The organism is Roseivivax lentus (assembly GCF_900156805.1).
GTDB lineage: Bacteria > Pseudomonadota > Alphaproteobacteria > Rhodobacterales > Rhodobacteraceae > Roseivivax > Roseivivax lentus.
Genome location: NZ_FTOQ01000002.1, coordinates 144230 through 170975, shown reverse-complemented (window position 1 = coordinate 170975; position 26746 = coordinate 144230). Strand labels below are relative to the sequence as shown.

General features: G+C 67.1%; 22 protein-coding genes and 1 tRNA gene. 8 read left to right on the top strand and 15 right to left on the bottom strand.

The features are described from left to right. Positions 1-16: 16 nt before the first annotated feature. The 11 genes from BW990_RS04345 to BW990_RS04295 all read right to left on the bottom strand — a co-directional run bounded on the left by BW990_RS04345 (position 17) and on the right by BW990_RS04295 (position 13921). Complete coding sequence (locus BW990_RS04345; RefSeq protein WP_076445423.1) at positions 17-1669, bottom strand: S8 family peptidase; 1653 nt, start codon at positions 1667-1669, stop codon at positions 17-19. Next, the gene (locus BW990_RS21755) at positions 1635-4280 is read right to left on the bottom strand and encodes a hypothetical protein (protein ID WP_076445422.1); all 2646 of its coding nucleotides are present in this window, start codon (positions 4278-4280) and stop codon (positions 1635-1637) included. The genes BW990_RS04345 and BW990_RS21755 overlap by 35 nt, the downstream gene beginning before the upstream one ends. After that, the gene (locus BW990_RS04335) at positions 4277-5536 is read right to left on the bottom strand and encodes a hypothetical protein (protein WP_076445421.1); all 1260 of its coding nucleotides are present in this window, start codon (positions 5534-5536) and stop codon (positions 4277-4279) included. The genes BW990_RS21755 and BW990_RS04335 overlap by 4 nt, the downstream gene beginning before the upstream one ends. Beyond that, positions 5533-6570, bottom strand: a complete 1038-nt coding sequence (locus tag BW990_RS04330) for a hypothetical protein (RefSeq protein WP_143526075.1) — start codon at positions 6568-6570, stop codon at positions 5533-5535. Before BW990_RS04330 ends, BW990_RS04335 begins: the two co-directional genes overlap by 4 nt. A gap of 328 nt (positions 6571-6898) precedes the next feature. Beyond that, positions 6899-7891, bottom strand: coding sequence for an inositol 2-dehydrogenase (gene iolG / locus BW990_RS04325; protein ID WP_076445419.1), 993 nt, complete (start codon positions 7889-7891; stop codon positions 6899-6901). 130 nt (positions 7892-8021) lie between these two features. Beyond that, positions 8022-9329: a TRAP transporter large permease gene (locus BW990_RS04320; RefSeq protein ID WP_076445418.1), complete on the bottom strand. Its 1308-nt coding sequence runs from the start codon at positions 9327-9329 to the stop codon at positions 8022-8024. After that, complete coding sequence (locus BW990_RS04315) at positions 9329-9835, bottom strand: TRAP transporter small permease (protein ID WP_076445416.1); 507 nt, start codon at positions 9833-9835, stop codon at positions 9329-9331. The genes BW990_RS04320 and BW990_RS04315 overlap by 1 nt, the downstream gene beginning before the upstream one ends. Positions 9836-9892: 57 nt before the next feature. Further along, entirely contained in the window at positions 9893-10912 is a 1020-nt protein-coding gene (dctP, locus tag BW990_RS04310) for a TRAP transporter substrate-binding protein DctP (RefSeq protein WP_076445415.1), read from the bottom strand. A gap of 230 nt (positions 10913-11142) precedes the next feature. Further along, entirely contained in the window at positions 11143-11730 is a 588-nt protein-coding gene (gene leuD / locus BW990_RS04305; protein WP_076445414.1) for a 3-isopropylmalate dehydratase small subunit, read from the bottom strand. Continuing rightward, the gene (leuC, locus tag BW990_RS04300; protein ID WP_076445413.1) at positions 11730-13124 is read right to left on the bottom strand and encodes a 3-isopropylmalate dehydratase large subunit; all 1395 of its coding nucleotides are present in this window, start codon (positions 13122-13124) and stop codon (positions 11730-11732) included. Before leuC ends, leuD begins: the two co-directional genes overlap by 1 nt. After that, entirely contained in the window at positions 13124-13921 is a 798-nt protein-coding gene (locus BW990_RS04295; RefSeq protein WP_076445412.1) for a GntR family transcriptional regulator, read from the bottom strand. Before BW990_RS04295 ends, leuC begins: the two co-directional genes overlap by 1 nt. 138 nt (positions 13922-14059) lie before the next feature. Here BW990_RS04295 and BW990_RS04290 point away from each other — a divergent pair, with 138 nt between their 5' ends. From BW990_RS04290 to ade, 7 genes are all read left to right on the top strand, one after another. Next, a complete protein-coding gene (locus tag BW990_RS04290; RefSeq protein ID WP_076445411.1) occupies positions 14060-14617 on the top strand; it encodes a tautomerase family protein in 558 nt (185 codons plus the stop codon). Then, positions 14614-16320: a hydantoinase B/oxoprolinase family protein gene (locus BW990_RS04285; protein WP_076445409.1), complete on the top strand. Its 1707-nt coding sequence runs from the start codon at positions 14614-14616 to the stop codon at positions 16318-16320. The genes BW990_RS04290 and BW990_RS04285 overlap by 4 nt, the downstream gene beginning before the upstream one ends. Then, on the top strand, positions 16317-18380 hold the full coding sequence (locus BW990_RS04280) for a hydantoinase/oxoprolinase family protein (RefSeq protein ID WP_076445405.1): 2064 nt from the start codon (positions 16317-16319) through the stop codon (positions 18378-18380). The genes BW990_RS04285 and BW990_RS04280 overlap by 4 nt, the downstream gene beginning before the upstream one ends. Positions 18381-18383: 3 nt before the next feature. Next, positions 18384-18998 (top strand): cysteine hydrolase family protein, encoded by a 615-nt coding sequence (locus BW990_RS04275; protein WP_076445403.1) that lies wholly within the window; start codon positions 18384-18386, stop codon positions 18996-18998. Further along, entirely contained in the window at positions 18995-19861 is an 867-nt protein-coding gene (locus BW990_RS04270; RefSeq protein WP_076445401.1) for an isocitrate lyase/PEP mutase family protein, read from the top strand. The genes BW990_RS04275 and BW990_RS04270 overlap by 4 nt, the downstream gene beginning before the upstream one ends. Next, positions 19854-21218: an FAD-dependent oxidoreductase gene (locus tag BW990_RS04265; protein ID WP_076445400.1), complete on the top strand. Its 1365-nt coding sequence runs from the start codon at positions 19854-19856 to the stop codon at positions 21216-21218. The genes BW990_RS04270 and BW990_RS04265 overlap by 8 nt, the downstream gene beginning before the upstream one ends. A 383-nt stretch (positions 21219-21601) precedes the next feature. After that, positions 21602-23296, top strand: coding sequence for an adenine deaminase (ade, locus tag BW990_RS04260; protein ID WP_076445399.1), 1695 nt, complete (start codon positions 21602-21604; stop codon positions 23294-23296). A 311-nt stretch (positions 23297-23607) separates the two neighbouring features. Here the strand turns inward: ade and rlmB are convergent, their stop codons facing one another. Beyond that, complete coding sequence (gene rlmB / locus BW990_RS04255) at positions 23608-24390, bottom strand: 23S rRNA (guanosine(2251)-2'-O)-methyltransferase RlmB (protein WP_076445397.1); 783 nt, start codon at positions 24388-24390, stop codon at positions 23608-23610. A 127-nt stretch (positions 24391-24517) separates the two neighbouring features. Between rlmB and BW990_RS21750 the strand changes: the two genes are divergently transcribed. Further along, a tRNA-Tyr gene (locus BW990_RS21750) sits at positions 24518-24601 on the top strand. Between the two features lie 86 nt (positions 24602-24687). Here BW990_RS21750 and BW990_RS04250 read toward each other — a convergent pair. The 3 genes from BW990_RS04250 to BW990_RS04240 are packed head-to-tail and all read right to left on the bottom strand — an operon-like array spanning position 24688 to position 26695. Then, a complete protein-coding gene (locus BW990_RS04250) occupies positions 24688-25473 on the bottom strand; it encodes a metal ABC transporter permease (protein ID WP_076445394.1) in 786 nt (261 codons plus the stop codon). Further along, the gene (locus BW990_RS04245) at positions 25470-26216 is read right to left on the bottom strand and encodes an ATP-binding cassette domain-containing protein (protein WP_076445392.1); all 747 of its coding nucleotides are present in this window, start codon (positions 26214-26216) and stop codon (positions 25470-25472) included. The genes BW990_RS04250 and BW990_RS04245 overlap by 4 nt, the downstream gene beginning before the upstream one ends. Further along, entirely contained in the window at positions 26207-26695 is a 489-nt protein-coding gene (locus BW990_RS04240; protein WP_076445389.1) for a Fur family transcriptional regulator, read from the bottom strand. The genes BW990_RS04245 and BW990_RS04240 overlap by 10 nt, the downstream gene beginning before the upstream one ends. Between the last annotated feature and the right edge of the window lie 51 nt (positions 26696-26746).

The following is a 26746-nucleotide window of genomic DNA, read 5'->3' as shown; positions in this document are numbered from 1 at the left end:
CTCCCCTTCGTAGCCTTCAGACGGACTGGATCGCGCGCATCAGGTCGAGCATCCCCGCGCCCTGCATGTAAGGGTCGCGTCCAAGATCTGTGGCGGTGTCGAGGAAGATTCGCTTGACCCGTTCCGGCTGCCCGATGAACTCCCGCCGGATCGAGAGGAAGGCCGCGATGGCGCCGGAGACGTGCGGTGCGGCCATCGAGGTTCCCGACCTGTCCAGGTAGAGGCGCGAAGGGTCGCCGCCGTGAGTCCGCTCCGCCGCGTAGGTGCCCGCAGCGCAGGACACGATCCGCTCGCCGGGGGCCAATAGGTCGGGCTTTCGGCGCCCGTCTCCCGTCGGCCCCTTCGAAGAGAAATAGGATGCTCCGAACACATGCGGCATCTCGCGATGCGTCGAACCGACCGTGATCGCGAGATCCGCGTTGCCGGGATCGTTGATCGTCATCAGCATCCCGGCCCTGATAGTGCCCGTCATCTTCGTAATTTTCGAGCCGTAGCCCGAATTGCCCGCGGACACCACGACGACCACGCCCGACCGCACCAACCTATTCACCTCGACACAGAGAGGGCTCTGCCCGCAGGCGAACCATTCCGGATTGAAGCCATAGCCGACGCTGAGATTGACACCGTGGATCCGCATCCATCGTCCGTGTTCGTTCACCGACTGTATGTGGGCCAGCGCGGCAAGAATGTTCGACATCTTGCCGGCCCCCTGCGCGTCCAAGACCTTGTAGCTCACGATCTTGGCGCGCGGCGCGATTCCCCTGACAGTCTCGACCGTGTAATTATAAAAATCCTTTGTACCCGCCGGCGTCTGGCGCAGCCGCGAGATTTCGGCCGGCTCTGGAAATCGGCCCCCGGGCGGACCGTCGCCTAACTCCACCCCGGCGTCCGGCACATCCCGCAAGGTCATCTCGGCAATTTCCGCCGGGTCCTGCTGATAGGCCCCCGCGATGATCCCGGCGACATGCGTTCCGTGGCCGAGTTCATCTGTGAGTGCCGCTTTCTGCTCTTCCGGCGATGGCGCCAGAGGGTCGACGCTGGTCGATCCCGCACCATTGAAGTCGTTCGTGAAGTCGAGGTGCTTGAGCGGCGTTTCAAGGCTGCTCAGGTCGAGGGTTCCATGACGCCGGAAGTGTGCGTGTCCGCCATCCACGCCGGAATCCACGACTGCCCAGACGATATCCGAACCGTCAGCGCTGAAGGACCGCTGCGCAGCATCCGCCTTCACTGTGGCCGCCGACTTCACGATATGCGCGTCGAGCCCGAAATCCGGCCAGATCATGAAGACCGTGCGGTTCACGAACTCGCTCGGCCAGTCGTCGTACATGCCGCTATAGACGAGGTCCGCCAGGCCCCTGATCTGCGCCGCGGTCAAGGCACCCATGACGTATTGCGGTGAAAGCTTCGTCTTCCGGCGGTCGATCTGTTCCTCCGTGACCTCCAGTCGCTCGCGCATCAGTTCGAGGGTGCGCTCCTGCGCGGCGGCCAGGCCGTGCTGGTACTTGAAGTTGAGATCGATGACGACATCGTGGCGGTCTTCATCGGCGCCCTTTTCCATGAGCTCCAGCAACGGCCGGGAGATGATCGTGGTGTGAAGATAGGTCGGGTCGAATTCGCCTTCGCTCTCGTCAGCCTCAGCCATCCGCCGGCGCCTCGCGACCTTGGCCATGCATCGCCTCAACCTCGTTGAGGACCCATCGGCACATCTCTTCTGCAAGCCGCCGGTCGTTCGGTGTCGCCACGCTGCCCGAGAGCCTCTTAACGAGGGTCTCGATCCGTCTCGCGCTCGCGAAGGCCGCCTCCCGGTCGGCATCGGCATCGGCATCCGAACGGAGCAGATGGTCGCGCGCGAAGGCGAGCACTTCGATATCGATCCGGATCACGACGGACAGGTCCTTCGGATCGATGCCGATCCCGTCGAGGCCGGGTTCGTCGACCCCGGCATGCCTGTTCGCCTCGGCCACGCCGACCTTGCGATTGGCTTCCGCGTTCTCCTTGAGAAGGCGCCACGCCGTTTCGGCATCGCGCACTTCTGCGACAAAGCGGGCGTCGTCGAAATTGTCGGGAAAATCGGCCTGGTCGCGATAGACGAAATGGCCGAGCAGGCTGAAGATCGGGCGATTCAGCGCTGCCTGCCGCCAGACATGGTTGGCCAGGCGCGCCTCGCGCTGCTGGCGCCGCGTCTCGTGCGGACGTTCGCCAATTTCCTTCAGAAGCGCGAGGGCGCGGTCGAATCCTTCATGCCCCTCGGCCATGTCGGCCTCCGAAATGGGTGGCAGCGAGGTGTCCCCCTGCGTCCGCTCCCGGAACCGGCGGAACTGCTCCTGCAGACGAAGCGTGCCTCGCTCCGCCAGCGCGCGTGCCAGCCGGAGCTGCTGTCGGTGGATATCGTCGCCGCCCCCGCCAGCTTCTATCAGCTTTTCGTGGTGGTCGATGGCCCACCGGAGGAGCCGGTCCGCCTCGTCGTAGTCGAGCGGCGACAGGCGCATCCGGTGCCCAAGCGCCACCACGTATACGGCCTCCGCATATTCATGCGGCGGCTTCGCGCGCTGTCCGAGCGCCTCCACCGCGCTGCCGCCAATCCAGATCAGTCGATCCCAGTCCGACACGCGCGCGGCCAGAACTGCGCTGAACAGCAGGATACGCCAAGCGTCCTCAGGTGGAATCAGCTCGACCCGCTTGTCGATCTCCCGGAAGACGGCGGCGTCGTTCTCCTCATGCGCATGGGCGACGTCTCGGATGCGTCTGTCTCCGATCAGATCGGAGAAGTCGCACAGAAGGTTGACCGAGATCCTGCGCTCATGTTTCTCCGCCTCGGTCATCGCCGCGATCCGCTTGCGGACCTGCCCCACGGCAAGCCGCGCAGAGATATAGACGCCCATTTCTTTCACGTCGCCCACGAGCTCGCTCTGCATCTGTTCGAGCATTTTCTGAAACGACGATGGCGAAGAGCGGGCCTCGTCATAGGTCTCGCGCGCAGCGAGGATGCGGGCCATGAGTGTGGCCTGATTGACGAGGATCGTCTGCCCCATGAGTTCGTCCCAGCGTTCGAGCAGTTCGCCCGCTGTTTCCGATGCAGCGTGAAGATCGGCGGGGCGAGCATGCCGCAGATGGCCGTCGATCTGCGCGCGGATCGCCCGTTCGCCAAGCACCGCCTGCACCGACAGATGCAGGGCGCGGGCCTCGCTGTCGGTGACGCCGACGAGAAAGGTCTCCGTCGCGTCCACGATGTCCTCGAACAGCCGCGTGGAGTCGATCTGGTTGGCAAGCTCCCTCTGGTTAAGGGTCGGGACGAACTGCGCAGGGTGCCGAAGATGGTAATCTTGGACGAAGCTCGAATACAGGTGCTCGTCCCAATCCGGAAGAAGCGTCTCGTCGGCATCGTATTCATAAAGACCTGACGCGGCCGCCTCTTCCATACGGCGCGCGAAATAGGCCTGATGCATGTGGCCGTCGCCAGTCACGAGCGTATGGAGCACACGTTGCGAACCGCGCGGTTTGCGCTGCTCTATCGCGTTTAACCGGTCCAGTTGCGCGAGGACGATGGCGTCCGGCCTGACAGAGCGCGTCTTTCCTGCTTCGCGCAAGCGACGTTGCCATTCGTTGACCTCGTCCACGTCGATGTGGAACACCTCTTGCGGCAAGGCTGTCGCAGGCCGGACAAGCTTCTGCCGCCGCATGCGGCGAAGCATGGCGAGTTCCATGATACGAGTGTCTTCGATCTCGGCCAGCGCCTCGCTCAGGTCCGCGCTGCGACGGCGCACTTCGCTCGTGGAGATCGTGTCGTCACCCCCATCTTTGGTTGGCGCCTGTCCCATTTGCTCGGCTTTGGCGAGCGAGCTCGCAAAGTCCTCGGCCACGGCCTTTACATCGTCGCCGACCTCGAACTTAATGAAAGACATCAGCCGGGTAGTGAACTCTTCCCAATGCGCCGGCAGCATCAACCTGTGGTCGAGCTGCCCCTGGTCGGACGTGCCACGCTTCAGAAGATCCGGGCCAAACAGGCACTCGCCGCTCAGGATGGCATCCACAACCTGCGCCTGCGCCTTGTCGACGCCGGCAATGGTGGCGAGGTAGGTCTTGTTCGCAGCCTCGCGTTCGTCCAGAAGCCGCCCGGGCCAGATAAACAGCAAAAGCGCCACGGCGGGGTCGATGTAATAGCGGATCTGGTGACGCGTCTTTTTCACCCATTCGTTGTCGAACCCGTTGAAGTAGGCGAGGCCTCGCAGACGCGACGCCTCGTAGATGCGCTGGGACAGCTCGGGCACATGCGAAATCATGCGAGCGTTCTCCCGCCAAGACGCCCGAACTTTTCGGCCAATCTGTTTATGGCGCTATCGAGCGACCCCAAACCCGCTTCGGCAAAAATGGCGTCGACGTCGCCAAGAAGTTCGTCAATGACTTCAGGTTCGCCCATGTCGTCGCCCTCGAGGATCTCGCGGTCCGATACAGCCGACGCAAGAAGGTCGATACCGGCCGCCGGGCTGTTGACGCTCTTGCCGGTGAGGATCGTGAAGCGTTCCGCGCAAGCGTGGTAGATATATTCACCGTCGACGTCCGTCGCATGCTGCTCTCGGGCCAAACGCTCGAAGGCGCGCTGCACGTCGTCGTGCATAGTGGCGTCCCTGAGGATCATCTCGGCATCCCCACAGGCGAAGGCGAGTTGGCCCCAGTAATGAAAGTCGATTGGTGCAGTTTGGGCGGCGAAAAGCTCCTCGAGCACGCGGACCGTCCGTTCCGAGCGAAACGGCTTTTCGATAAGGTCGAGCCCCCAGTAGACCGGAAGCTGTGTGCAGGTGCCGACGAGCACGTTCGAAAGCGAGGCCGCATTCACAACGCTCTGGAACTGCGCGCGCAGCACGGTACGGTCGAGCGTTTCAAGATCGTCGATGAAGCGTTCCACGGTGGGAAGCCAGCGCTCCGGCCGATTGAGGACGATCCCCGAACAAACCATCCCGCTGCAGGACGCCGTCCAGTAGTCGGTCCTGAGCGGCATGTCCTCGAGCAGTTGGCGGCCGTCGAGCGAACGTGCGAACGCATGGGCGAGTGCCGTGAGCTGGTAGCCGATTGCGCGTTTCCAATTCTCCGGCAGCAACCCCATGCGGCCCTTCGCAAAGATCTCGCGCGCCGCGGACAACGCCGCGTCGGATCGCTTGCGGGCCGCAAGCGACAGAAGCATGTAGAGAACTTCTGGGCCATCGCGGCTTTCCCATCGGCGCAACGCCAATGTCAGCGCATCGTCGAGCATCTCACCCGCCATACGCAGCCGTCCGCGCGCAGTTCCGGCGTCGATCCCCGCATCCCGTCGTCCCGCCGCGCGTAGAACGTGGTCGTTGAACGAGAATTCCTCGGAATAACTCAATGGATGAAGTGCGATGGCCCGCGCCTCCATCAACTGGGTGGCCGAACGCGCCGCGTCATCTGAGGTTGCGCCTGTCTGCGGATCCGGTCTGAGCGTTGCACCGTAGCCAGCGGCTGCACCCATCAGCCAGTGCGCCAATCTTTCTGGGTCGTCGAAAACCGCAAGGGAAGTCATGTGCGCGCCTCGCCGCCCTCATTGCCGGCTGCGCCGCCGCCCACGAAACGCTCGATACGGCGCACGGCAGCATCGAGCGTCTCGGACCGCGCCTGCGCTTCGTCCCAGAGCATCACGTCGAGAATACGCTCGTCGGCGCCGTCCTTCTCGCAAGGAGAGACGCCAAGCCGCTCCGACATCATGCAGCGCTCGATCTCGCGGCAAGATATCGACGTCATCACGATCTCGCACCCGCCCTTGGGACCGCCCTCGCTCTCTTCCAGCCGCGCGAGGTCCAACGCATGGTTCCATCCCCTCGGACCGGCGCGACCGTCGCGGTCGAACAGAGTGAAGCGGTGGTTCCCCACGCCTTCGAAGATGAAGGGCCGAGTGACTTTCTCGCCCGGGGCTTCCTTGTGTGCGCGGAGCGCATTCGCTTTGAACATGAGCACGACGAATTGCGTGTTCTCGCCGTAATGCCCGAGTCCTAGGTAGTTCCTGAGGCGGTCTGCCTCGACGAAGGGCAGGACCGAACGCCGTTTGCGCAGCGACGGCGCGACCCTTACCACATCGTCGAAGCGGGACGCCCAGCAGATGTTCGTGGGCAGACGCCACCCGGCACCCACGCGGGCATCCGGCTGGAAGTCCTCGCCCGTCAGGCCGGCGACCGCGATGCCGAGATCGGCATCGTTGGCCGTGCCCTGAAGCTTGCCGAGCGGAAGAAGATCTTCTGTCAGAACCTTCAGGGACACCAGGGTGACAAGTCGTCCGTCCGGCGAAAGTTCGGCGGGATCGAGATGAAAGTACTGATCCTGATTGGGCACCACGATGGGCAAGTAGAATGCAGCGCGCGGATCAAGACCTCCCGAATCCTGTTGGGGCAAGGGGCCGTCGCGCACTGCATCCAAGCAGTCGACGATGAACTTGCGCAGCGTTTCGGTGCGATCGGGGGGAAAGGCGCGCTCAGCCTGGGCGACTGCCCTGCTGAGCTGGGCAAGGAATATCTTGCCCTTTCGGTCCTCAAGAAGGCGGTCTATTGAATCTTTTATGGTCATATTCTCAAAGATGAAAACGGCATTTTGGAATAAAAATACTTCTTAATGGCGAAGAAGGTACCAGTAATTCCCTTAGAAGGCCAACGCTTCTTGCGTTTCGTGCGAGACCTGCGCTTCCGGAAGACGCGTTTTTCACTGGAATACTTGACCCCGATGGTTCCGTCAGGCGCATCCCCGTCGGTTACTCGAATACGGTACGAAACCGAGGCTGGAGCACCCGCGAGTACGCAAGAAATCCGCTGTATCTCGCTTTAAGATGTCGACCACGACGCTCGCGCGTGGCGCAGATCTTCAACCGCAAGGCGGCGCGCCGCGCCCACGCGGCCCGTCAACTCGGCAATTCCACCGCCTCGCCGGTCTTGGCGGAGTGCGTCGCCGCCTCGGCGATGGCGAGTGCGGAGATGCCGTCTTCCAGCGTGACCGGCATCGGCGTGCCGTCGATCATCGCGGCGACGAAGGCCTCCCATTCGGCGACATAGGCCGGAATGTAGCGCTCGAGGAAGAAGTAGGTCGGCTTGGCCGACACGACCCCCGCCGCCGTGGATTTCACCACGTTGTTCTCGAGCATGTTGTTGGCCTGCAGCAGCCCTTTGGAGCCCAGCAGTTCGATCCGCTGGTCGTAGCCATAGGCCGCGCGGCGGCTGTTCTTGATGACCGCGATGCGGCCATCCGCATAGGTCAGGGTCGCGACCGCGGTGTCCACGTCGCCCGCCGCGCCGATCTCGGGGTCGACGATCGCGCTGCCGACGGCGCGGACCGTCGCGGGCCGCGCTCCCATCAGGAAATTCGCCATGTCGAAATCGTGGATCATCATGTCCCGGAACAGCCCGCCCGAAACCTTGATATAGGCCACCGGCGGCGGCGCCGGGTCGAACGAGGTCAGGGACAGCAATTCGGACTTGCCGATCTCGCCCGCGAGGCTCGCCGCCTTGAGCGCGGCGAAATGCGGATCGAAGCGCCGGTTGAAGCCGATCATCACCGGCCTGTCGGTCTGCCGGACCTTGGCCAGGCAGGCCTCGGCGCGGGCCAGCGACAAGTCCACCGGTTTTTCGCACAGAACCGCCTTGCCCGCCGCGGTCGCGGCCTCGATCAGGTCGGAATGGGTGTCGGTCGAGGTGGCGATCAGCACCGCATCGATGGCCGGATCGCCGAGGATGTCGTCCGCGGCGCGCGCCTCGATCCCGTAAGTCGCGGCCAGCGCATCCGCCGCGGGCGCGTGAACGTCCGAGACCGCGACGAGGCGCGACCGCGGATTGTTCGCGATGTTCACCGCATGCACCTGCCCGATCCGGCCCGCGCCGAGCAATCCAACCTTCAGCATGACATCCTCCCAGACCTGCGGCCGCCCGATCGGCCGTTCTGCCCAAGCGATAGCATGTCTGCGCGTGGGCGCGAGCGGTCTCTGCGGCGGCGCGCGCGCGGTGTGGCCCCGAAGCGGCGCGAGCGCGGCCTCACCGGCCGGGCAGCCAGAGCGCCAGGCCGGGAAAGAGGATCAACAGCGCCACGAGCAGCAGCGAACAGCCGATGAACGGCATCGCCGCGGTATAGATCTCGCGCATGGTGGTCTGCGGCGGGGCGACCCCCTTCATCACGAAAAGTAAGAGCCCGAAAGGCGGCGTGGTGAAGCTGATCTCCAGCGCCAGGAGCATGATGAGCCCGAACCAGACCGGATCGAAGCCGAGGCTTGCCGCCAGCGGAAAGAAGATCGGCACCGTCAGGAGCATCATCGAGATCTGCTCCATGAACATGCCGAGCACCAGGAGCACCCCGAACATCACCAGAAGCATGGCGATGGGAGCCAGCTCGTACCCCGTGGCCCAGTCGATCAACCCGCGCGAGGCGCCCGAGAAGGCCAGAAGCTGACTGAACGTGGCCGAGCCGAAGACGATGAGATAGGCCATCAGCGTGACCTTCAGCGCGCCGACGATGGATTTCTTCATGCTGTCCCAGGTCAGCCCGCGATAGATCACCGCGAGGATCAGGACGCCCAGCGCGCCGAACGCCGCCGCCTCGGAGGGGGTGAAAAGCCCGCCGATCATCCCGAAGATCGTCAGCACCATCACCGACAGCATCGGCACCACGTCGCGCAGGATCAGCTTCAGCTTCTCGCCGAGGCCCAGCTCCTCGACCTCGTAGGCGGGCGCGGCGGACGGGTCCATTCGCGTCTGCACCCAGATGAGCCCGATATAGAGGCAGGCGAGGATCAGCCCCGGGATGATGCCCGCGATCAGCAGCGCGCCCACGTCGATCTGCGCCAGCGTCGCCAAGAGCACCGCCAGCGCCGAGGGCGGGATGATGATCGCAAGCCCGCCCGTGCCGAGGATCGGGCCCACCGACATGTGCGTCTTGTATCCCCGCGCGTTCATCTCGGGCACCATCAGGCTGCCCAGCAGCGCGGTCGATCCCATGGACGAGCCCGACAGCGTCGAAAAGCCGGTGCCGCCGATCACGGTGACATAGGCCAGCCGCCCCGGCAGACGGCCCAGCAGCTTGTCGATCGCATTGAACATCCGCGCACCGAGCCCGGTGAAGAAGAAGATCTCGCCCATCAGCAGGAACAGCGGGATGGGAACCAGCGCGAAGCTCGTGAGCGATCCGAAGCCATTGTTCAGAAGCTGGGTGATGCCCGCCTCGCCGCCCATGAAGATCCAGGCGCCGACGATATTGGCCGCGAGAAAGGCCAGCGCCACGGGCATGCCGATGCCCATGAGCAGCATGATCGTGCCCAAGAGAAGGCCGAGGGCCGCATACCATTCCATTATTCGCTGACCCCCGCTTCGCCGGAATGCAGAAGCTCCGGCCCGAAGACGAAGCGCGCGAACTCCACCGCCATCAGCGCAAAGGAGATCGGGAACGAGATCGTCAGGATCCATTTCGGCGTGAAATAGGCCCGCACGTCGAAATCGTTGCGTTCGATATTGGTCAGGAACAGCTCTAGCCCCTTCCAGGCCAGGATCACCGACACGAGCACGCAAAGCGCGGCGACGAGCCGGCTGACCAGCGCCTGCATCGTCTCGGGCAGGGCCGCCGTCAGCAGCTCGATATGCACATGGCCCTTCTCGCGCACCAGCCAGGGCGCGCCCAGCATCGTCATGTAGAGAAGCGCGTATTCCGACGAGGTGAAGAGCCACGCATAGGGCTGCAGGCCGAGATTGCGCATGGTGACGGACACCACGACCGACACCATCAGCCAGATCAGCATGGCCCCCGCGATAATCGCCATCAGCGTCAGGAACGCGTCATAGGCCCGTGTGATGTGCCGCATATCTGCCCCGTGCCTCCGCAAATGGCGGGGCCGCCCGAAGGCGACCCCGAACCGGTCTTATTCGCCAGCCTTTTCGAGATCGTAGAAGAGCCCGATCAGGGTGTCGTAATTCTCGAGGCCCATGGGATGCTGCTGCATCTGCTCTTCCATGCGCGCCCAGGTCTTCTCGCGCGCGGCAGCAAGGTAATCGGCCCGCGCCTGCCCTTCCAGCTCGACGACCTGCATGCCCTGCTCGTCGAGCGCGGCGAAATCCGCGTCGCGCTTGGCTTTCAGCGCCTCGACCGACGCCGCCTCATGCGCGATGGCCTGATCCTGCAGGATGGTCTTGGCCTCGTCCGACAGGCCCTCCCAAGTCTCTAGGTTCACGATCACGCCGAGATCGGTCGAGAAGAAACAGGGCTCGATCCGGTAGTTCAGGAACTCGTTCCACTTGAGGTCGATGAGGCCGATCTGCGTCCAGCCGGTCGCATCCACCACGCCACGCTCCAGCGCCGAATAGACATCCGTCGTGGGCAGGTCGATCACCTGCGCGCCCAGATAATCGGTGAAGAAGGCGTTGTAGACGGCGTTGCCGCGCAGCTTCAGGCCCGACACGTCGAGATTGCCGCCTTCGTCGAGCGTCGGCGCGTCGCGGGTCCAGAGGTTGTAGCAGACTCCCGAATCGAACCAGCCGAGATATTTCACACCCATCTTTTCCTGATGGATCTCGTCGATCAGCGCGGTGCCGCCATTCTCGCGGGTCTCGATCGCCGTGAGGTTGGAGGCGACAAGCGCGTCCTTCTCGGGCAGTGCGCCCGCATAGAACGAGCCCGGCGTATAGACCATGTCGACCACGCCGTTGCGCACCGCGTCGGGCTGCTGGAACATGCCGATGGCCTCGGGTCCGCCGCGCACGTCGATCTGGATGACGCCTTCGCCCGCCGCGTTCACCTTCTCCACGAAATCGAGGAAGCTCTGCGTGTAGATCAGCGTCTCGGGGAAGGCGTGCACCGCGGTGATCGTCTGTTCCTGCGCTTGCGCCGCCGCGGCCAGCACCAGCGTCGAGGCCAGCGCGCCGCCCATCAGGGTCATCTTCATGTCGTCTCTCCTTGTCAGATGCGCCGGTTTTCCGGTCGCGGGGTCAGATGCGCCGGTTTTCCGGTCGCGGGGTCAGATGCGCCGGCTTTCCGGTCGCGGGGTCAGATGCGCCGGTTTTCCGGTCGCGGGGTCAGATGCGCCGGGTTGCCGGTCGCGGGTCCTTCTTGTGTCCATATGACCGGTTGGCCCGGCTCTTGTCTTTGGCGACCCTCCCCAAAGAGGCCGCAGGGTCACGTCGTCCGGGGCCAGGCCCAGGGATGTCTCTCTTGTCGTGCGGCGCGGAAGGCCGCGATGGTGTCCAGATGCGCGCGGGTCAGGTCGATATCGTCCCACCCGTTGATGAGCTTCTCGGCCCAGAGCCGCGGCAGATCGAAGGCATGGGCCTTGCCGTTCACGCGCAGCTCCGCCGCCTCCAGATCGACCGTGACCTGCGCCGTGCCGTCGCCCATCGCCGCGAGGATCTCGGGGGTGTCGGCCACGCGCGCGGGCAGCAGGCCGTTATTGACCGCGTTGCCCGCGAAGATGTCGGCGAAGCTCTCGGCGATCACGACGCGGATGCCCGCATCGACCAGCGCATAGACAGCCGCTTCCCGCGACGAGCCGCAGCCGAAATTGGGCCCCGCGATGAGCATGCTCGCCTCCGGATGCCGGTCGAGCGGGAAATCCCCATCGCCCTCGCGCAGATCGCGCATCAGGTATTGGCCGTAGCCTTCGGACCGGCTCGCGGACATGAACCGCGCCGGGATCAGCTGGTCGGTGTCGATATCCGCCCGCGGCAGCGCGACGGCCATGCCCTCATGCGTCGTCCAGCCCGCCATCAGATCCGGCCCTCCATCAGGGGCCGCGCATCGGTCAGGGTGCCGGTGATTGCGGCAGCGGCGACCATGACGGGCGACATCAGGTGCGTGCGCGCGCCCTTGCCCTGCCGTCCGCGGAAATTGCGGTTGGTCGACGAAGCGCAGCGCTTGCCCGCCGCGACGATGTCGCCGTTCATGCCTACGCACATCGAGCAGCCCGAGGCGACCCAGTCGAGCCCCGCCTCGGTGAAGACCGCATCGAGCCCCTCGCGCTCTGCCTGCGCCCGCACCAGCATGGAGCCCGGGCTCACCACGCCCGGCACCTTCGCATGGCGGCCCTTGAGCACGGCGGCGGCGGCGCGCAGATCCTCGATCCGCGCATTGGTGCAGGAACCGAGGAAGACCTGATCGACCCGCGTGCCGTCGAGCTTCTGCCCGGGCGTCAGCCCCATGTAATCGAGGGCGGACTGCACCGCCTCGGCCTCGGCCCCGGTCAGCGTGGCGGGGTCCGGCACGCGTCCGGTGATGGGCACCGCCTGTTCCGGCGTGGTGCCCCAGGTCACCGTGGGCGCGATCTCGGCCGCATCGAAGCGCGCCTCCCGGTCGAACTGCGCGCCCGCGTCGCTCTTGAGATCCGCCCAATCGGCCAGCGCGGCGTCCCAATCGGCCCCCTCGGGCGCGAAGGGGCGGCCCTTGAGGTAGGCGAAGGTCGTCGCATCGGGTGCGATCATCCCGAAGCGCGCGCCACCCTCGATCGACAGGTTGCAAAGCGTCATGCGCCCTTCCATCGACAGCGCCTCGATGACGGGGCCGGCATATTCCACCGCGTGCCCCGTGGCCCCCGACGTGCCGAGCTTGGCGATCCAGTGGAGCGCGATGTCCTTGGCGGTGACGCCCGCGGGCAGCGTGCCCTCCACGGTGATCCGCATCGCCTTGGGCTTGGCCTGCCAGATCGTCTGCGTGGCCAGAACGTGCGCGACCTGCGTGGCCCCGATCCCGAAGGCAAGCGCGCCGAAGGCCCCGTGGGTCGAGGTGTGGCTGTCGCCGCAATTGATCAGCAGCCCCGGCAGCGTCAGCCCCTGCTCGGGGCCCAGCACATGCACGATACCCTGCCGCGGATCGTTGAGCCCGAAAAACTGCACGCCGTGGGCGGCGGTGTTTTTCTCCAGCCGGTCCAGCATCTTGGCGATGTCGGGATCGTCCACATGGTCGCGGTGCCGGGTCGGCGCGTAGTGATCCGCCACCCCGAAGGTCAGGCCCGGCTCGGCCACCTGCATGCCCCGCTCCGCCAGCTTGGCGAAGGCGTGGTGCGAGCCTTCATGCACGAGGTGCCGGTCCACCCAGAGAAGCGAGGCCCCGTCGGCGTTGCGCGTGATCTCATGCGCGGCCCACAGCTTGTCGAGCAGCGTCCGCATCAGCCCGCCCCCTCGCCGTGATCGCCGACCACCGGCTCCCAGTGACGCCCCGGCCCCTCGCCCACGCGGGTGAGGTCCATCTCGAGCTGGAACCGGTCGGGCCGGTAAAGCGCCGAAAGGTATTCCACCCCGCGCCCGCCCGCATCGCGCACCACGCGCCGCAGCCAGAGCAGCGCCGATCCGGTGGAGATGCCCAGCGCCTCGGCCACGTCCGGCGCGGCCAGCGTGGCGCTGACCGTCTGATGCGCCGTCTCGACCCGCACACCCGAGCGTTCGAGCAACTGGTAAAGCGGCGTATTGGCGAGATCCGCCTCGGAATAATTCGCGGCGATGTCTTCGGGCACATGGGTCGTCAGATGCGAGAACGGCTGGCCGTCCGCCATCCGTACGCGCACCGCGGTCTGCATCCGCGCACCCGGCGCCATCCGCATCGCCCGCGCCACCGGATCGGGGGCGGGCCCGTAGGAAAACGCCAGCAGCCGCGCCGAATGGCGGCCCATCTCGACGATCTGCGGAATGAGCGAGGTGACGTCCGCGCCCATCGCGCCCGAGGCCGCGCCGCCCAGCACCTTCGTGCCGCTGCCCGCGCGGCGTTCGACGAGGCCGTCCGCCTCCAGCGCCTCGAGCGCCCGGCGGATCGTCACCCGGCTGACACCGTAAAGATCGGTCAGGCGCTGCTCGCCCGGCAGCAATGCGCCCACCTCGTGAACCCCCGAGGTGATGTCGTCCCGCAGCAGCAGATAGACCCTGCGGGCCTTGCCACCTTCCGGAAGACTGGATCGCACGTCGTCGCGCATCGGCACTCCTCGATTCCCGCCGACCGTACCCACCCGAGGTCAAAAAGCAAGAAATTTGTATGCAAATAATTTCTTGATTTGTACCCTCGCCGCTCATAATCCTGTCCTATAAAAAATACATATCGCAGGGAGCGACCGGTGCCGATTCTCGAATTGCACGTGCTCGAAGGCTATGACGACGACGCCAAGCGGCGGCTGGCCGAGGGGCTGACCGATGCGGTGCGCGTCGTCATGCCCGCCCCGCCCGACGCGGTCACCGTGATGATCCACGAACGTGCGACCAGCCAGTATATGCGAGGCCGCAGGCAGCGAACGGGCGCTCCCGCCCTGCCCGACCCCTGCCGGATCGTGCGCGATTACCTGGCCGCGATGGAAGCCCGCGACGTCGATGCGGCTGCGGGCTTTCTCGGAGAGGGCTTCACCATGGTCTTTCCCGGCTCGGGCCCGATGACCAGCTTGCAGGAACTGATCGACTGGTCCGCGCCGCGCTACCGGTTTGTACGCAAAACCTACGAGGGCTTCGATCTCGCCCCGACGCCCGGCCCCGCGGTGGTCTATGCCCGCGGCACGCTGTCGGGCGCATGGCCGGACGGGACGCCCTTCGAAGGCATCCGCTTCATCGACCGGTTCGAGATCACCGAGGGCCGGATCACCCGGCAGGACGTCTGGAACGACATCGCGGAGGTGCGACCATGAGCGACACGACCGAGATCGACCCGATCACCCTCGCCGTGCTGGCGGGCCGGATGGAGCAGATCGCCGACGAGATGGACGCGACGCTCTTCCGCTCGGCCTTCAACCCGATCATCGCCGAGGCGCATGACGCCAGCCACGGGCTTTACCATGCCGAAACCGGCGACACGCTGGTGCAGGGCAAGTCCGGCCTGCCGATCTTCGTGGGCGTCATGTCCTTCGCGGTGAAGGCGGTGATCGAAAAGGTGGCGCGCGACGGCCACGATCTGCGCGACGGCGACATCTACATCTTCAACGACGCGCATATGGGCGGCACGCACCTGAACGACATGCGGCTCGTGCGGCCCTATTTCCGCGACGGGAAACTGTTCTGCTGGCTGGCCTCGGTCGGCCATTGGCACGATCTGGGCGGCGGCGCGCCGGGCAATTACAACCCCGCCGCCAAGGACGCCTTTCAGGAGGCGTTCATCCTGCCGCCCGTACGTCTGGCCCGCGCGGGTGAGATCAACCAGGACGTCATCGACATCCTCATGCGCAACACCCGCCTGCCGCAATCGGCCGAAGGCGATCTCAACGGCCAGCTCGGTGCGCTGGATCTCGGCCAGAAGCGGATGGACGAGCTGCTGGACGAATATGGCGGCCCGGTCGTCGATGCGGCGCTCACCGCGCTCTCCGAACGCGCCGAGACGCTGATGCGCGCGGAACTGCGCGAGCTGCCCGATGGCCGCTGGGAGGCGGAGGATTTCCTCGACAATGACGGCATCTCGCCCGAGCCGCTGAAGATCCGCGTGGCGCTCGAGATCCGCGGCGACCGCATGACCCTCGATTTCGCGGGCACCGCGGATCGCTGCCAAGGGCCGGTGAACATCGCGCTGCCCACCGCCGTCGCCACCGCCTACGTGGCGATCAAGCACATATTCCCGGCGCTGCCCGCCAATGCCGGCGTGATGCGCCCCATCGAGGTGAAGATCCCCGAAGGCTCGCTTCTCGCGGCGGACTTTCCCGCGCCCGTCGGCGGCTATACCGAGACCATCATGCGGATGATCGACGTGATCTTCTCGGCTGCGGCGCAGGCCGCGCCGGAACGCGTCGTCGCCAATGCCTATGGCACGATCAACGCCCTTTCCATCGCCGGGCGGAAGAAGAACGGCCAGCAATGGGTGATGTTCTCGTTCTATGGCGGCGGGCACGGGGCCAGCATCGAAAGCGACGGGCTCAATCACGGCAACGCACCCATTTCCACCGCCACCATCCCGCCGATGGAGATCCTCGAAGCCGCCTACCCGGTCATGTTCAGGCAATGGGCCCTGCGCCCCGACAGCGCCGGGCCGGGGATGCATCGCGGCGGGCTCGGCGCCACCTACGAGATCGAGGTGCTCGAGGAAAACGGCGCCGAGGCGTTCCTCTTCGGAGAGCGCGGCAGCTTCCCCCCGAAGGGCGTCGCCGGCGGCGGCGACGGCGCGACGAACCGCTTCGCCTACGAGACCGACGCGGGCTGGGCACACCCGCCCATGGTCTCGAAGATGCGCGGCATTCAACTGAAACAGGGCCAGTCGGTGCGGCTCGACACACCCGGCGGCGGCGGCTACGGCCCCGCCGCGCAGCGCCCGGCGGCCGAGGTCGCGCGCGACGTGGCGCAGGGCTTTCTCTCCGAGGACAAGGCGACCGCGCTTTACGGCCCCGCATGGCAGGAGGCGCAGGCATGAGCGGCAAGCGCATGATCGGCGTCGATGTGGGCGGCACCTTCACCGACGTCTTCGTTCTCGACGAGGCGACCGGCAAGGCCTCCGTCGCCAAGGTGCCCACGACGCGGCCCGACCAGTCGGGCGGCTTTCTCGACGGCATCGGGCGCGAGGTCGCGGACCTCTCGACCGTCTCGGTGGTGATCCACGGCACGACCGCCGGCACCAACGCGCTTCTGGAACGCAAAGGGGCGCGGATCGGCATCATCACCACCGAAGGCCTGCGCGACGTGCTGGAAATGCGCCGCCGCGACCGGCCCCGCACCTGGGGCCTGCGCGGGGATTTCGAACCCGTCGTGCCGCGCGAGCTGCGCCTGGAAGTGCCCGAACGCACGCTCGCGGACGGCTTGATCCGCACGCCCGTCGATCTCGACGCGGTGCGCCGGGCGGCGCAGCAGCTACTTGATGCCGGCTGTGAAGCCGTCGCCGTGCTCTTCGCCAATGCCTATGCCAACCGCGACAACGAGGCGAAGGCCGTCGCGGCCGTGCGCGCGCTCTGGCCGAACCCGCATGTTTCGGCATCCTCGGAAATCCTGCCGGAGATCCGCGAATTCGAACGTTTCTCCACCACCGCCCTCAACGCCTATCTGCAACCCGAGGTCTCGGGCTACCTGCACCGGCTCGACAATGCGCTGCGCGACGGCGGCTTCGGGTCGGAATTCATGATCGTGCAGTCGAACGGCGGCGTCATGGGCATCGAGACCGCCTGTGAGCTGCCGATCCGCACCGCGCTGTCGGGCCCTGCCGCGGGCGTGATCGCCGCGGGCTACATCGCGACCGAGGCGGGATTCCCGGACGTCATCACCGGCGATATGGGCGGCACCTCCTTCGACGTGTCGCTGATCGCGGGCGGGCAGTCGATGCTGGCGCCCGAGACCTCCATCGATTTCGGCATGGTCGTGCGCACGCCGATGATCGAGATCACCACGATCGGCGCGGGCGGCGGCTCGATCGCCTGGGTCGACAAGGGGGGCCTTCTGAACATCGGCCCGGAAAGCGCTGGTTCCACCCCCGGCCCCGTGGCCTACGGGCAGGGCAACACTCGCCCCACCGTGACCGACGCCAACGTGGTCCTTGGCCGGATCGACCCGGACAATCCCATCGGCGGCAAGCTCACCCGCCTCGACGTGGAGGCAGCGGGCCGCGCCATCGACGAGCATGTGGGCGCGCCCTTGGGCCTGTCGACCACCGAGGCCGCCGAGGCCATCCTGCGCGTCGCCAATTCGCGCATGGCGGGCGCCATCCGCCTCGTCTCCATCGAGCGCGGCTTCGATCCCAAGCGCTTCGCCTTCATGCCCTTCGGCGGCGGCGGCGCGCTGCATACGGGCGCGATGCTGGCCGATGTGGGCATCGGGCGGGCCATCGTGCCGCGCTATCCCGGCGTGACCTCGGCGCTCGGCTGCGTGATCGCCGACATGCGGCAGGATTTCGTGCAGACGATCAATGCCACGGTCGAGACGCTCGACACAGCGGCGCTCGGGCGCTTCATGCAGGCCCATGTGGATCAGGGCACGGCCATGCTCGACGCCTCCGCCACGGCGTTCGACGCGCGCGAGACGGTGTTCGAACTCGACATGGCCTATGTCGGCCAGACCCATACCGTCGCCGTGCCGATCCCGGTCACGGTCGAGGATGGCAAGGTCACGCCCCCCACCCGCGAGGCCATCGCCGCGGCCTTCGATAGCGCCTATCACACCGCTTACGGGCGTCTGCTCAAGACCGGTACGCGGCGCGTGATGAACCTGCGCTCGGCGGTGATCGGCAAGCGGCCGAAATTCGACCTGACCACGCTCGCGCCCGACGGCGGCGACATGGCCGCTTCCCTGAAGGGCCACCGGCAGGTGCATTTCGGCACCGAATGGCACGAGACGGCGATCTATGATCGGCTCGCCCTGCCCGTGGGCGCGGTGATCCCCGGCCCCGCGATCCTCGAACAGGCGGATACCACCGTGCTGATCGAGCCGGGCCTTGCCGGCGAGGTCGACCGCTTCGGCAACACGATCATCACCCGCAAGGAAGGTTGAGCCATGGACCATCCCTTCGATCCGAAACGCACGGCACTTCTGACCATCGACCTGCAGAACGACTTCCTGCATCCCGACGGCGCCTACGGCCGCGCGGGCCAAAGCTCGGAGGCCATCGCCGCCCTGCCCGCACGCATCGCGCCCCTGCGCGACGCCCTGCGCGCGGCGGGCGGCACCCATATCTCGGCGCAGTTCACGCTGGTCCCGGTCCCCGGCGGCGAGCCCCTGATCGCGCCGCACCTGAAGGCCTTGCGCCCCTTCCTCGGCAAGGGCGATTTCGCGCCCGGCGCATGGGGCCACCAGCTGGTCGATGCGCTGGCCCCCGCCGATTACACCGTCGAGAAGGTCGCCTATTCCGCCTTCTACCAGACGCGCCTCGAATACATCATGCGCGCGCTCGGACTCGACACGATCATCCTCGGCGGCATCGTCACCAATGGCGGCGTCGCCTCGACGCTCAGGGACGCGCATCTGCGCAACATCGACACCGTGCTGCTGAAAGACGGCTGCGCCGCCTTCAAGCCCGAGGTGCATGACGCGACGCTCCTTTCCCTCTCCTCGCTCGGCACGCAGATGACCTGCGCCGAGGCCATCGCCATGATCGGAGACGCCCGATGAGCCTGCGCACCCGCCTGCAATCCTCGAAAATCCTGACCGCCCCCGGGGTTTATGACGGCCTGACCGCATCGCTCGCCGCCGAGGCCGGGTTCGAGGCGCTGTATCTCTCCGGCGCGGCGGTGGCCTATACCCGGCTTGGCCGTCCGGATATCGGGCTCTCGACCGCGTCCGAGATGACCGACACGATGGCGCTGATCGCCGACCGGGTGGCGCTGCCGGTGATCATCGACGCCGATAACGGCTTCGGCAACGCGCTCAACGCCCAGCGCACCATGCGGATGTATGAACGCGCCGGGGCCGCGGCCTTGCAGGTCGAGGATCAGAGCTATCCGAAGCGCTGCGGGCACCTGAAGGACAAGTCGCTGATTTCCAAGACCGAAATGGCGGGCAAGATCGCCGCCATGGCCGACACCCGCGCCTCGGACGAGACGCTCATCATCGCCCGCACCGACGCCATCGCGGTGGACGGCATCGACGCGGCCTTCGAGCGCGCCGAGGCCTATATCGAGGCCGGAGCCGATGCGCTCTTCATCGAGGCGCCGCGCTCGCTCGAGGAAATGCAGCGGATCACCGCGACATTCGGCAACCGCATCCCGCTTCTGGCGAACATGGTCGAAGGGGGGGCCACGCCGATCTCCGCAGCTTCGGATCTGGAAAGCCTGGGCTTTTCCATCGCCATCTTCCCGGGCGGCATCGTGCGCGCGCTCGCCAAGACCGCGCAAGCCTATTACGCGAGCCTCGCGGCCCATGGCTCGAACCGGCCCTTCGCCGGGAACATGTTCGATTTCAACGGGCTGAACGCGGTGATCGGCACCGACGAGATGCTTGCCGAAGGGGCGCGCTGGGAGGGCAAGGATGGCTGAGGTGGCGCCCTCGCCCAACGCCTTCGATCTCGAGGTCGAGACCCTGATCGTGGGTGGCGGGGCCTGCGGCATGGTCGCGGCGCTTGCCGCCCACGAGGCGGGCCAGGAGGTGCTGGTGGTCGAGGCCGACCCGGTGCCGCAGGGCTCCACCGCGCTCTCGGCGGGGCTCATTCCGGCGGCGGGGACGTCGTTCCAACGCGCGGCGGGGATGGAGGACGACCCGGCGCGCTTCGCCACTGATATCCAGAAGAAGGCAAAGAACGAGAACGATCCGGCGCTGGTGCAGGCGCTCGCGGAAGGGTCCGCACCGGCGATCGATTGGCTGGCGGCGCGCTTTGATCTGCCCTTCTCGGTCGTCACGGATTTCGACTATCCCGGCCATTCCCGCCGCCGGATGCACGGCCTGCCGTCGCGGGCGGGACGCGAGCTGATCGACCGGCTGCGCGCCACGGTCGAGGCGCAGGAGATCATGGTGATCTGCGAGCGCCGCGCGACGGTGCTGCACCATAGGGGCCGCCGCATCACCGGCGTCACCCTCACCCGCCCCGACGGCGGCACCGAAACCGTCGGCTGCGCCAAGCTGATCCTCGCCTGCAACGGTTTCGGCGGCAACCGCGCGATGGTGACCGAGCATATGCCCGACATCGACAGCGCGGTCTGGTTCGGCCATGACGGCAATCGCGGCGAGGCGGTGGATTGGGGCACGGCCCTCGGCGCGGCGACGCGGCACCTCTCGGCCTATCAGGGCCACGGCAACGTCGCGCATCCGCACGGCATCCTCATCACCTGGGCGGTGATCGGCGAAGGCGGCGTGCAGGTGAACCGCGTCGGTCGGCGGTTCTGGAACGAGGCGCAGGGCTATTCCGAGGCCGCCCGTGCCGTGCTCGCCCAGCCCGGCGGCGTGGCGTTCTCGATATTCGACGCCCGCATCGCCGGGATCGCCCGGCAATTCGAGGATTTCCGCAGTGCCGAGGCGCAGGGCGCGGTGAAGACCGCCGACACGCTGGACGGTCTGGCCGAGGCGCTGGGGCTTCCCGCCGATGCGCTGGCGGAAACGATTGCCGCGATCCCGCCGGAGGGCGAGGACGCCTTCGGGCGCGCCTGGTCCGGCCAGCGGCTCGAAGCGCCGTTTTGCGGCGTGCGCGTCACGGGCGCGCTCTTTCACACCCAAGGCGGGCTCGAGACGGACGGCACGGGCCGCGTGATCGGCACCGATGGTGCGCCCTTCCCGAACCTCTTCGCGGCGGGTGGCGCGGCCTGCGGAGTCTCCGGGTCAGGGGATTCCGGGTATCTGTCGGGGAATGGGCTTTTGGCGGCTGTCGTACTGGGGCGGGCGGCGGGGATGGCCGAAGTCTGACCGCGCCAAGCGCCGCCTGTGCCCGGAGCCGGATGCGAGACCTCCCACGCCTGCCCGGCGGAGGGCTCTGCACAGAATGAGCGGAGAGACCTCCCCGGCAACGCAACGTCGACGCGCCTGCACCGGAGGATGGGGCTGCACCGGACGAGCGCAGGCGCTTTATGAATGTCACGTTCCTCCGCAGAAGGAACGGCAGCACTGAAGGCTCCAAAGCGCCAGCCCGCGGGGACGGGCAGGCGCTGGCGCGGCGGCTGCAAGCAGCCTTGTTTCCGCGCTTTGGCTCTGTGCTCGACTGTCCATTTGGGCGAAATCAACGCGGCCCCTCGCCATCGCGGCCAATCCCCGCCACACTTCTTCTCAAGCGCAACCCAAAGGCCCCACCCATGTCCGACCTCGCCACCCGTATCGCCGCTGCGCGCGGTGACCAGCCCGCCGACATCGTCTTGCGCGGCGCGCAGATTCTCGACCTCATCACCGGCGAGCGTCTTGAAGGCGACGTGGCGATCAAAGGCGACCGCATCGTCGGCACCTGCGCCGAATACGACGCCACCAACGTCATCGACGTGACCGGCCTCACCCTCGTGCCGGGCTTCATCGACACGCATCTGCACGTCGAATCCTCCCTCGTGACACCCTTCGAGTTCGACCGCTGCGTGACCCCGCTCGGCATCACCACCGCGATCTGCGACCCGCACGAGATCGCCAATGTCATCGGCGCAGAGGGCATCCGCTATTTCCAGAAAGCCGCGCAGCACCTCCTGATGGATCTGCGCGTGCAGCTGTCCTCCTGCGTGCCCTCGACCAATATGGAGACCGCGGGTGCGGAGCTGACCGCCGCCGATCTCGAACCGCTGATGCACCACGCTTCGGGCATCGGGCTTGCGGAATTCATGAATTACCCGGGCGTGATCCACCGCGACCCGCAGGCCATGGCGAAGCTGCGGCTCTTCGAGGGCGGGCATGTGGACGGACATTGCCCGCTGCTCTCGGGCAAGGATCTCAACGCCTATATCGCCGCCGGCATCCGCACCGAGCATGAGGCGACGAGCCCCGAGGAGGCGCGCGAGAAACTGCAGAAGGGCATGCGCGTCCTCATCCGCGAAGGCTCGGTCTCGAAGGATCTGCACGCGCTGGCTCCCCTGCTGACCGAACGCACGGCCCCCTATATGTGCCTCTGCACCGATGACCGGAACCCGCTCGATATCGGCGAGGAAGGGCATCTCGATCACATGATCCGCACGCTCATCGGCCTCGGGGTGCCGCCGCTCGCGGCCTATCGCGCGGCATCGCTGTCGGCGGCGGAGGCCTTCGGGCTGAAGGATCGCGGACTCATCGCGCCGGGCCTGCGCGCCGATATCGTGGCGCTGCCCGACCTCGCGGAGTGCCGCGCCGAGATGGTCATCGCAGGCGGCGTGGTGGTCGACGACGCGGCCTTCGCGGCGCGCGACACGATCCCTCCGGTGGGCCGCCACTCGGTCCATGCACCGACGCTCGCGCCCGAAAGCTTCCGCGCCCCCGGCAACCGCGCCGAGACGCCGGTCATCGGCATCCGCGAAGGCCAGATCCTGACCGATCACCTGACCGAGGACGTGCCCCCAGAGGACGGCGACAAGCGCCCCGATCCCGCCCGCGACCTCGCCCGCATCGCGGTGATCGAGCGGCACGGCAAGAACGGCAATATCGCCACGGGCTTCGTGCGCGGCTTCGGCCTCAAAGCCGGGGCCATCGCCTCGACCGTCTGCCACGATCACCACAACATCGCCTGCGTCGGTGTCGATTACGCCGACATGGCGCGCGCCGCGACCCGCCTTTCGGAGATCGAGGGCGGCTTCTGCGTCGTCCGCGACGGCAAGGTGCTGGCCGAGCTGGCACTCCCCGTCGCGGGCCTGATGAGCCCCGCGCCCTTCGAAGAGGTCCGCGCCGATCTGGAAGCGCTGCGCGCTGCGGCAAAAGGCCTGGGCGTGACTCTGAACGAGCCCTTCCTGCAACTGGCCTTCCTCGCCCTGCCGGTGATCCCGGCGCTGAAGATCACCGATCGCGGCATGGTCGATGTGACCCGGTTCGAGCTGATCCCCTGAGACTTTCGGGTCTCGGCCCCCTCCGCACCAACCTCGGATACGCCTGTCCGCAGGATGGCGCGGCGATTGTCGAACGGCAGCGCTTGATTGCTTTGATGGCCGCCGCACGGAAGGAGCGTCGCACCGGCCGGGACGCAGCGCCGGCCCGTCCCGCCGAAGGTGTGCCACTCGATGTCGGCGCACCTGCGATAAGTTGGCGCGGGAAGGCGCCGGGCGGGGGCGGTCGCAAGCTGCCTCGAGACAGCGCCTTTGGTGCGCCATTCAACGCCTGGATGCCGTGATGACAGACGCTGCCGGCGATCGAAGCCGATCTAGCGCACCCGCGCCGCATAAAGCGCCACGGCGGCGGCGTTCGAGACGTTCAGCGATCCGAACCCGCCCGCGAAATCGATCCGCACCAGCGCGTCGCAGCTCTCCTTGGTCTTGGGGCGCAACCCCGGCCCCTCGGCCCCCAGAACCAGCGCCACCGCCCGCGATCCGGCCTCCGCCAGCGCGTCCTCCAGCGTGGTCTCCGCCTCGCCGTCGAGGCCCAGCACGACGTATCCCATATCCTGCAGGGCCGCGATGCTGCGCGACAGGTTGACCTCGCGCAGATAGGGCTGCCGCTCCAGCGCGCCCGAGGCGGTCTTGGCCAGCGCGCCGGTCTCCGGGGCCGAATGGTGCTTGGTGCCGATCACCGCGCGGGCGCCGAACACCTCGGCCGAGCGCAGGATCGCGCCCACGTTATGCGGATCGGTCACCCGGTCCAGCAGCACGACGCGCGGCGGCCTGTCACCATCGCCCTGCGCCACCTCGTCGAGCCGCCCCCAATCGAGCGGTTTGACCTCGAGCGCGGCGCCCTGGTGCACCGAGCCGGGATCGAGCGGGGCCGCGAATTTGCGCGGATCGCTCATTTCGGGCGCAAGCCCCCCCGCCTCGATCGCACCGGCCAGCTTTTCAGCGGCGTTCGGCGTCACGATCAGGCGCAGCTTCTCGCGCCGGGGGTTTTCCAGCGCGTCGCGCACCGCATGCAGGCCGAACAGCCAGACCGTCTGCGCCGCCTCGGCCTTGCGGCCCTGCTCTTTCTCGACCACCCAGCGGGGCTTCTTCGCCATCTCGCATGCCTTTCCTTGACCGCCGTTTCCGTGACCGAGCGGCGCCGCGCATGCAAGGGATTTTCCGGTTGACGGGCAAATGACCCGCTTGTATTCGACCCCTCACTTGCCGGGCGCGCCCGGCTTGGGGCGACGCGCTGCAAGGTGCGGCAGCGGACTGTAAATCCGCCGGGGAGACCCACGCCTGGTTCGATTCCAGGGTCGCCCACCACTCTCCTCCCGATCACGACGCGGTCACGGACCGATCAGAGACCGATCACCGCCCCCGGCGCGACCGCGCCCCTCGGGTCCGGGCGCTCAGACCCGTTTCAGCGTGGACAGCAGGAAGGCCAGCGCCGCCGCCGTCACGATGGCGGGCCCCGCCGGCGCATCGAAGACGAAAGCGCCCCAGAGCCCCGCCAGCGCCGAGGCCGCCCCGATGCCGGCGGCGATCAGCGCCATCGCCTCCGGGGTGCGCGAAAAGGGCCGGGCCGCGGCGGGCGGGATCAGCAGCATCGCCACGATCAACAGAACCCCCACCACCTTGATCGCGACCGCGACCACCACCGCCAGCCCGACGGTCAGAAGCAGCCGCTCGCGGCGCGGGTCGATGCCGCTGGCCTGCGCCAGGTCCTCGGACAGGGTCGCGGTCAGCAGCGATTGCCAGCGCCAGGCCAGCCCCGCCACCACCAGCGCGCCGCCGCCCCAGATCACCGCGATATCGGCCTTGCTGACCGCGAGGATGTCGCCGAAGAGATAGGCCGACAGGTCGATCCGCACGCCCTCGACGAAACTGACCGCGACAAGGCCCACCGCAAGCGAGGCATGCGCCATCACCCCGAGCCCGGTATCGAGCGCCACGCGCCGGTCCGACAGCCCGCTCACCGCCAGCGCCATCAGGAGCGCCACGCCCATCGCGCCCACGGTGATCGGCAGCGACAACGCCAGCGACAGCGCCACGCCGAGGATCGCCGCATGGGCGGTGGCATCGCCGAAGAAGGCCATGCGCCGCCACACCACGAAAGAGCCGAGCGGCGCGGCCGCCAGCGCCACGCCGACGCCGCCCAGCGCCGCGCGCACGATGAAATCGTCGAGAAGGCTCATGCGCTCTCGCGCGCGTGGTCATGCCCGCAGGCATGATCGTGGCTATGGGCGTGTTCGTGGCGGTAAAGCGCCAGCGCCCCGGCGGTCCCGGTGCCGAAGAGCGCGCGGTATTCGGCGGAATTGGCGACGGTCTCGGGCGTGCCGTGGCAGCAGACATGCCCGTTCAGGCACACGACCCGGTCCGAGGCCGACATCACCACGTGCAGCTCATGGCTGACCATCAGCACGCCGCAGCCCAGCGTGTCGCGCACATCCTCGATCAGCCGGTAGAACGCCGCCGATCCCGGCTGGTCGAGCCCCTGCGTCGGCTCGTCGAGGATAAGCAGCTGCGGCGCATTCAGGAGCGCCCGGGCCAGCAGGATCCGCTGGAATTGCCCGCCGGAGAGATCCGCCATGGCCCGGTCCCAGAGCGCGCCCGCCCCCGCCCGCTCCAGCGCCCGATCCGCGACCGCGCGGCTGACCCGCTTGGGCAGGTTCAGGAACCGCCCGACGGTCAGCGGCAGGGTGTGGTCGATGGCAAGCTTCTGCGGCACGTAGCCGATGCGCAGCCCGCCCGCCCGCACGACCGCGCCGGTATCGGGGCGCAACGCGCCGATCAGGCTGCGCAGAAGCGTCGACTTGCCCGATCCGTTCGGCCCGACGATGGTGACGATCTCGCCCGCATCGACATGCAGATCGACGCCGGTCAGCACCTGCAGCGCGCCCAGCCGGACGCCCAGTCCCCTTGCCGCGATCAGGCGCATGGGGCCACTCCGGTCCGGCAGGCCGGACACAGCCCCTCGGCCTCGATCGCCACCTTCTCGATCGCGAAGCCCAGCTCCGCGGCGGCGCTGCGGATCTCCGCGACGGGCGGGGCGGCGCAGGCCTCGGCCACCGCCGAACAGCTCCGGCAGATGAGGAAGGTTGGCGCGTGCCGCGCGCCGGGATGGGTACAAGCGACGAAGGCATTGAGCCGCTCGATCCGGTGGACGAAGCCATGCGTGGTCAGGAAATCGAGCGCGCGATAGGCCACTGGCGGCTGCGCGCCGAGCCCTTCCTCGCGCAGGATGTCGAGGATGTCATAAGCCCCCATCGCCGCGTGCCGCTGCATCAGGATCTCGAGGACCCGCCGCCGCACGGGCGTCAGCTGCAGCCCGGCCTCGGCGCATTGCGCCTCGACGGCGGCAAGGCCGGTCTCGATGCAGACGTCGTGATCGTGGCGTGCGAATCCGACCGTATCCATGTGCAGCCCTCCCCGGGAATTTTCGACTTGATATGTTATACCATACACGTT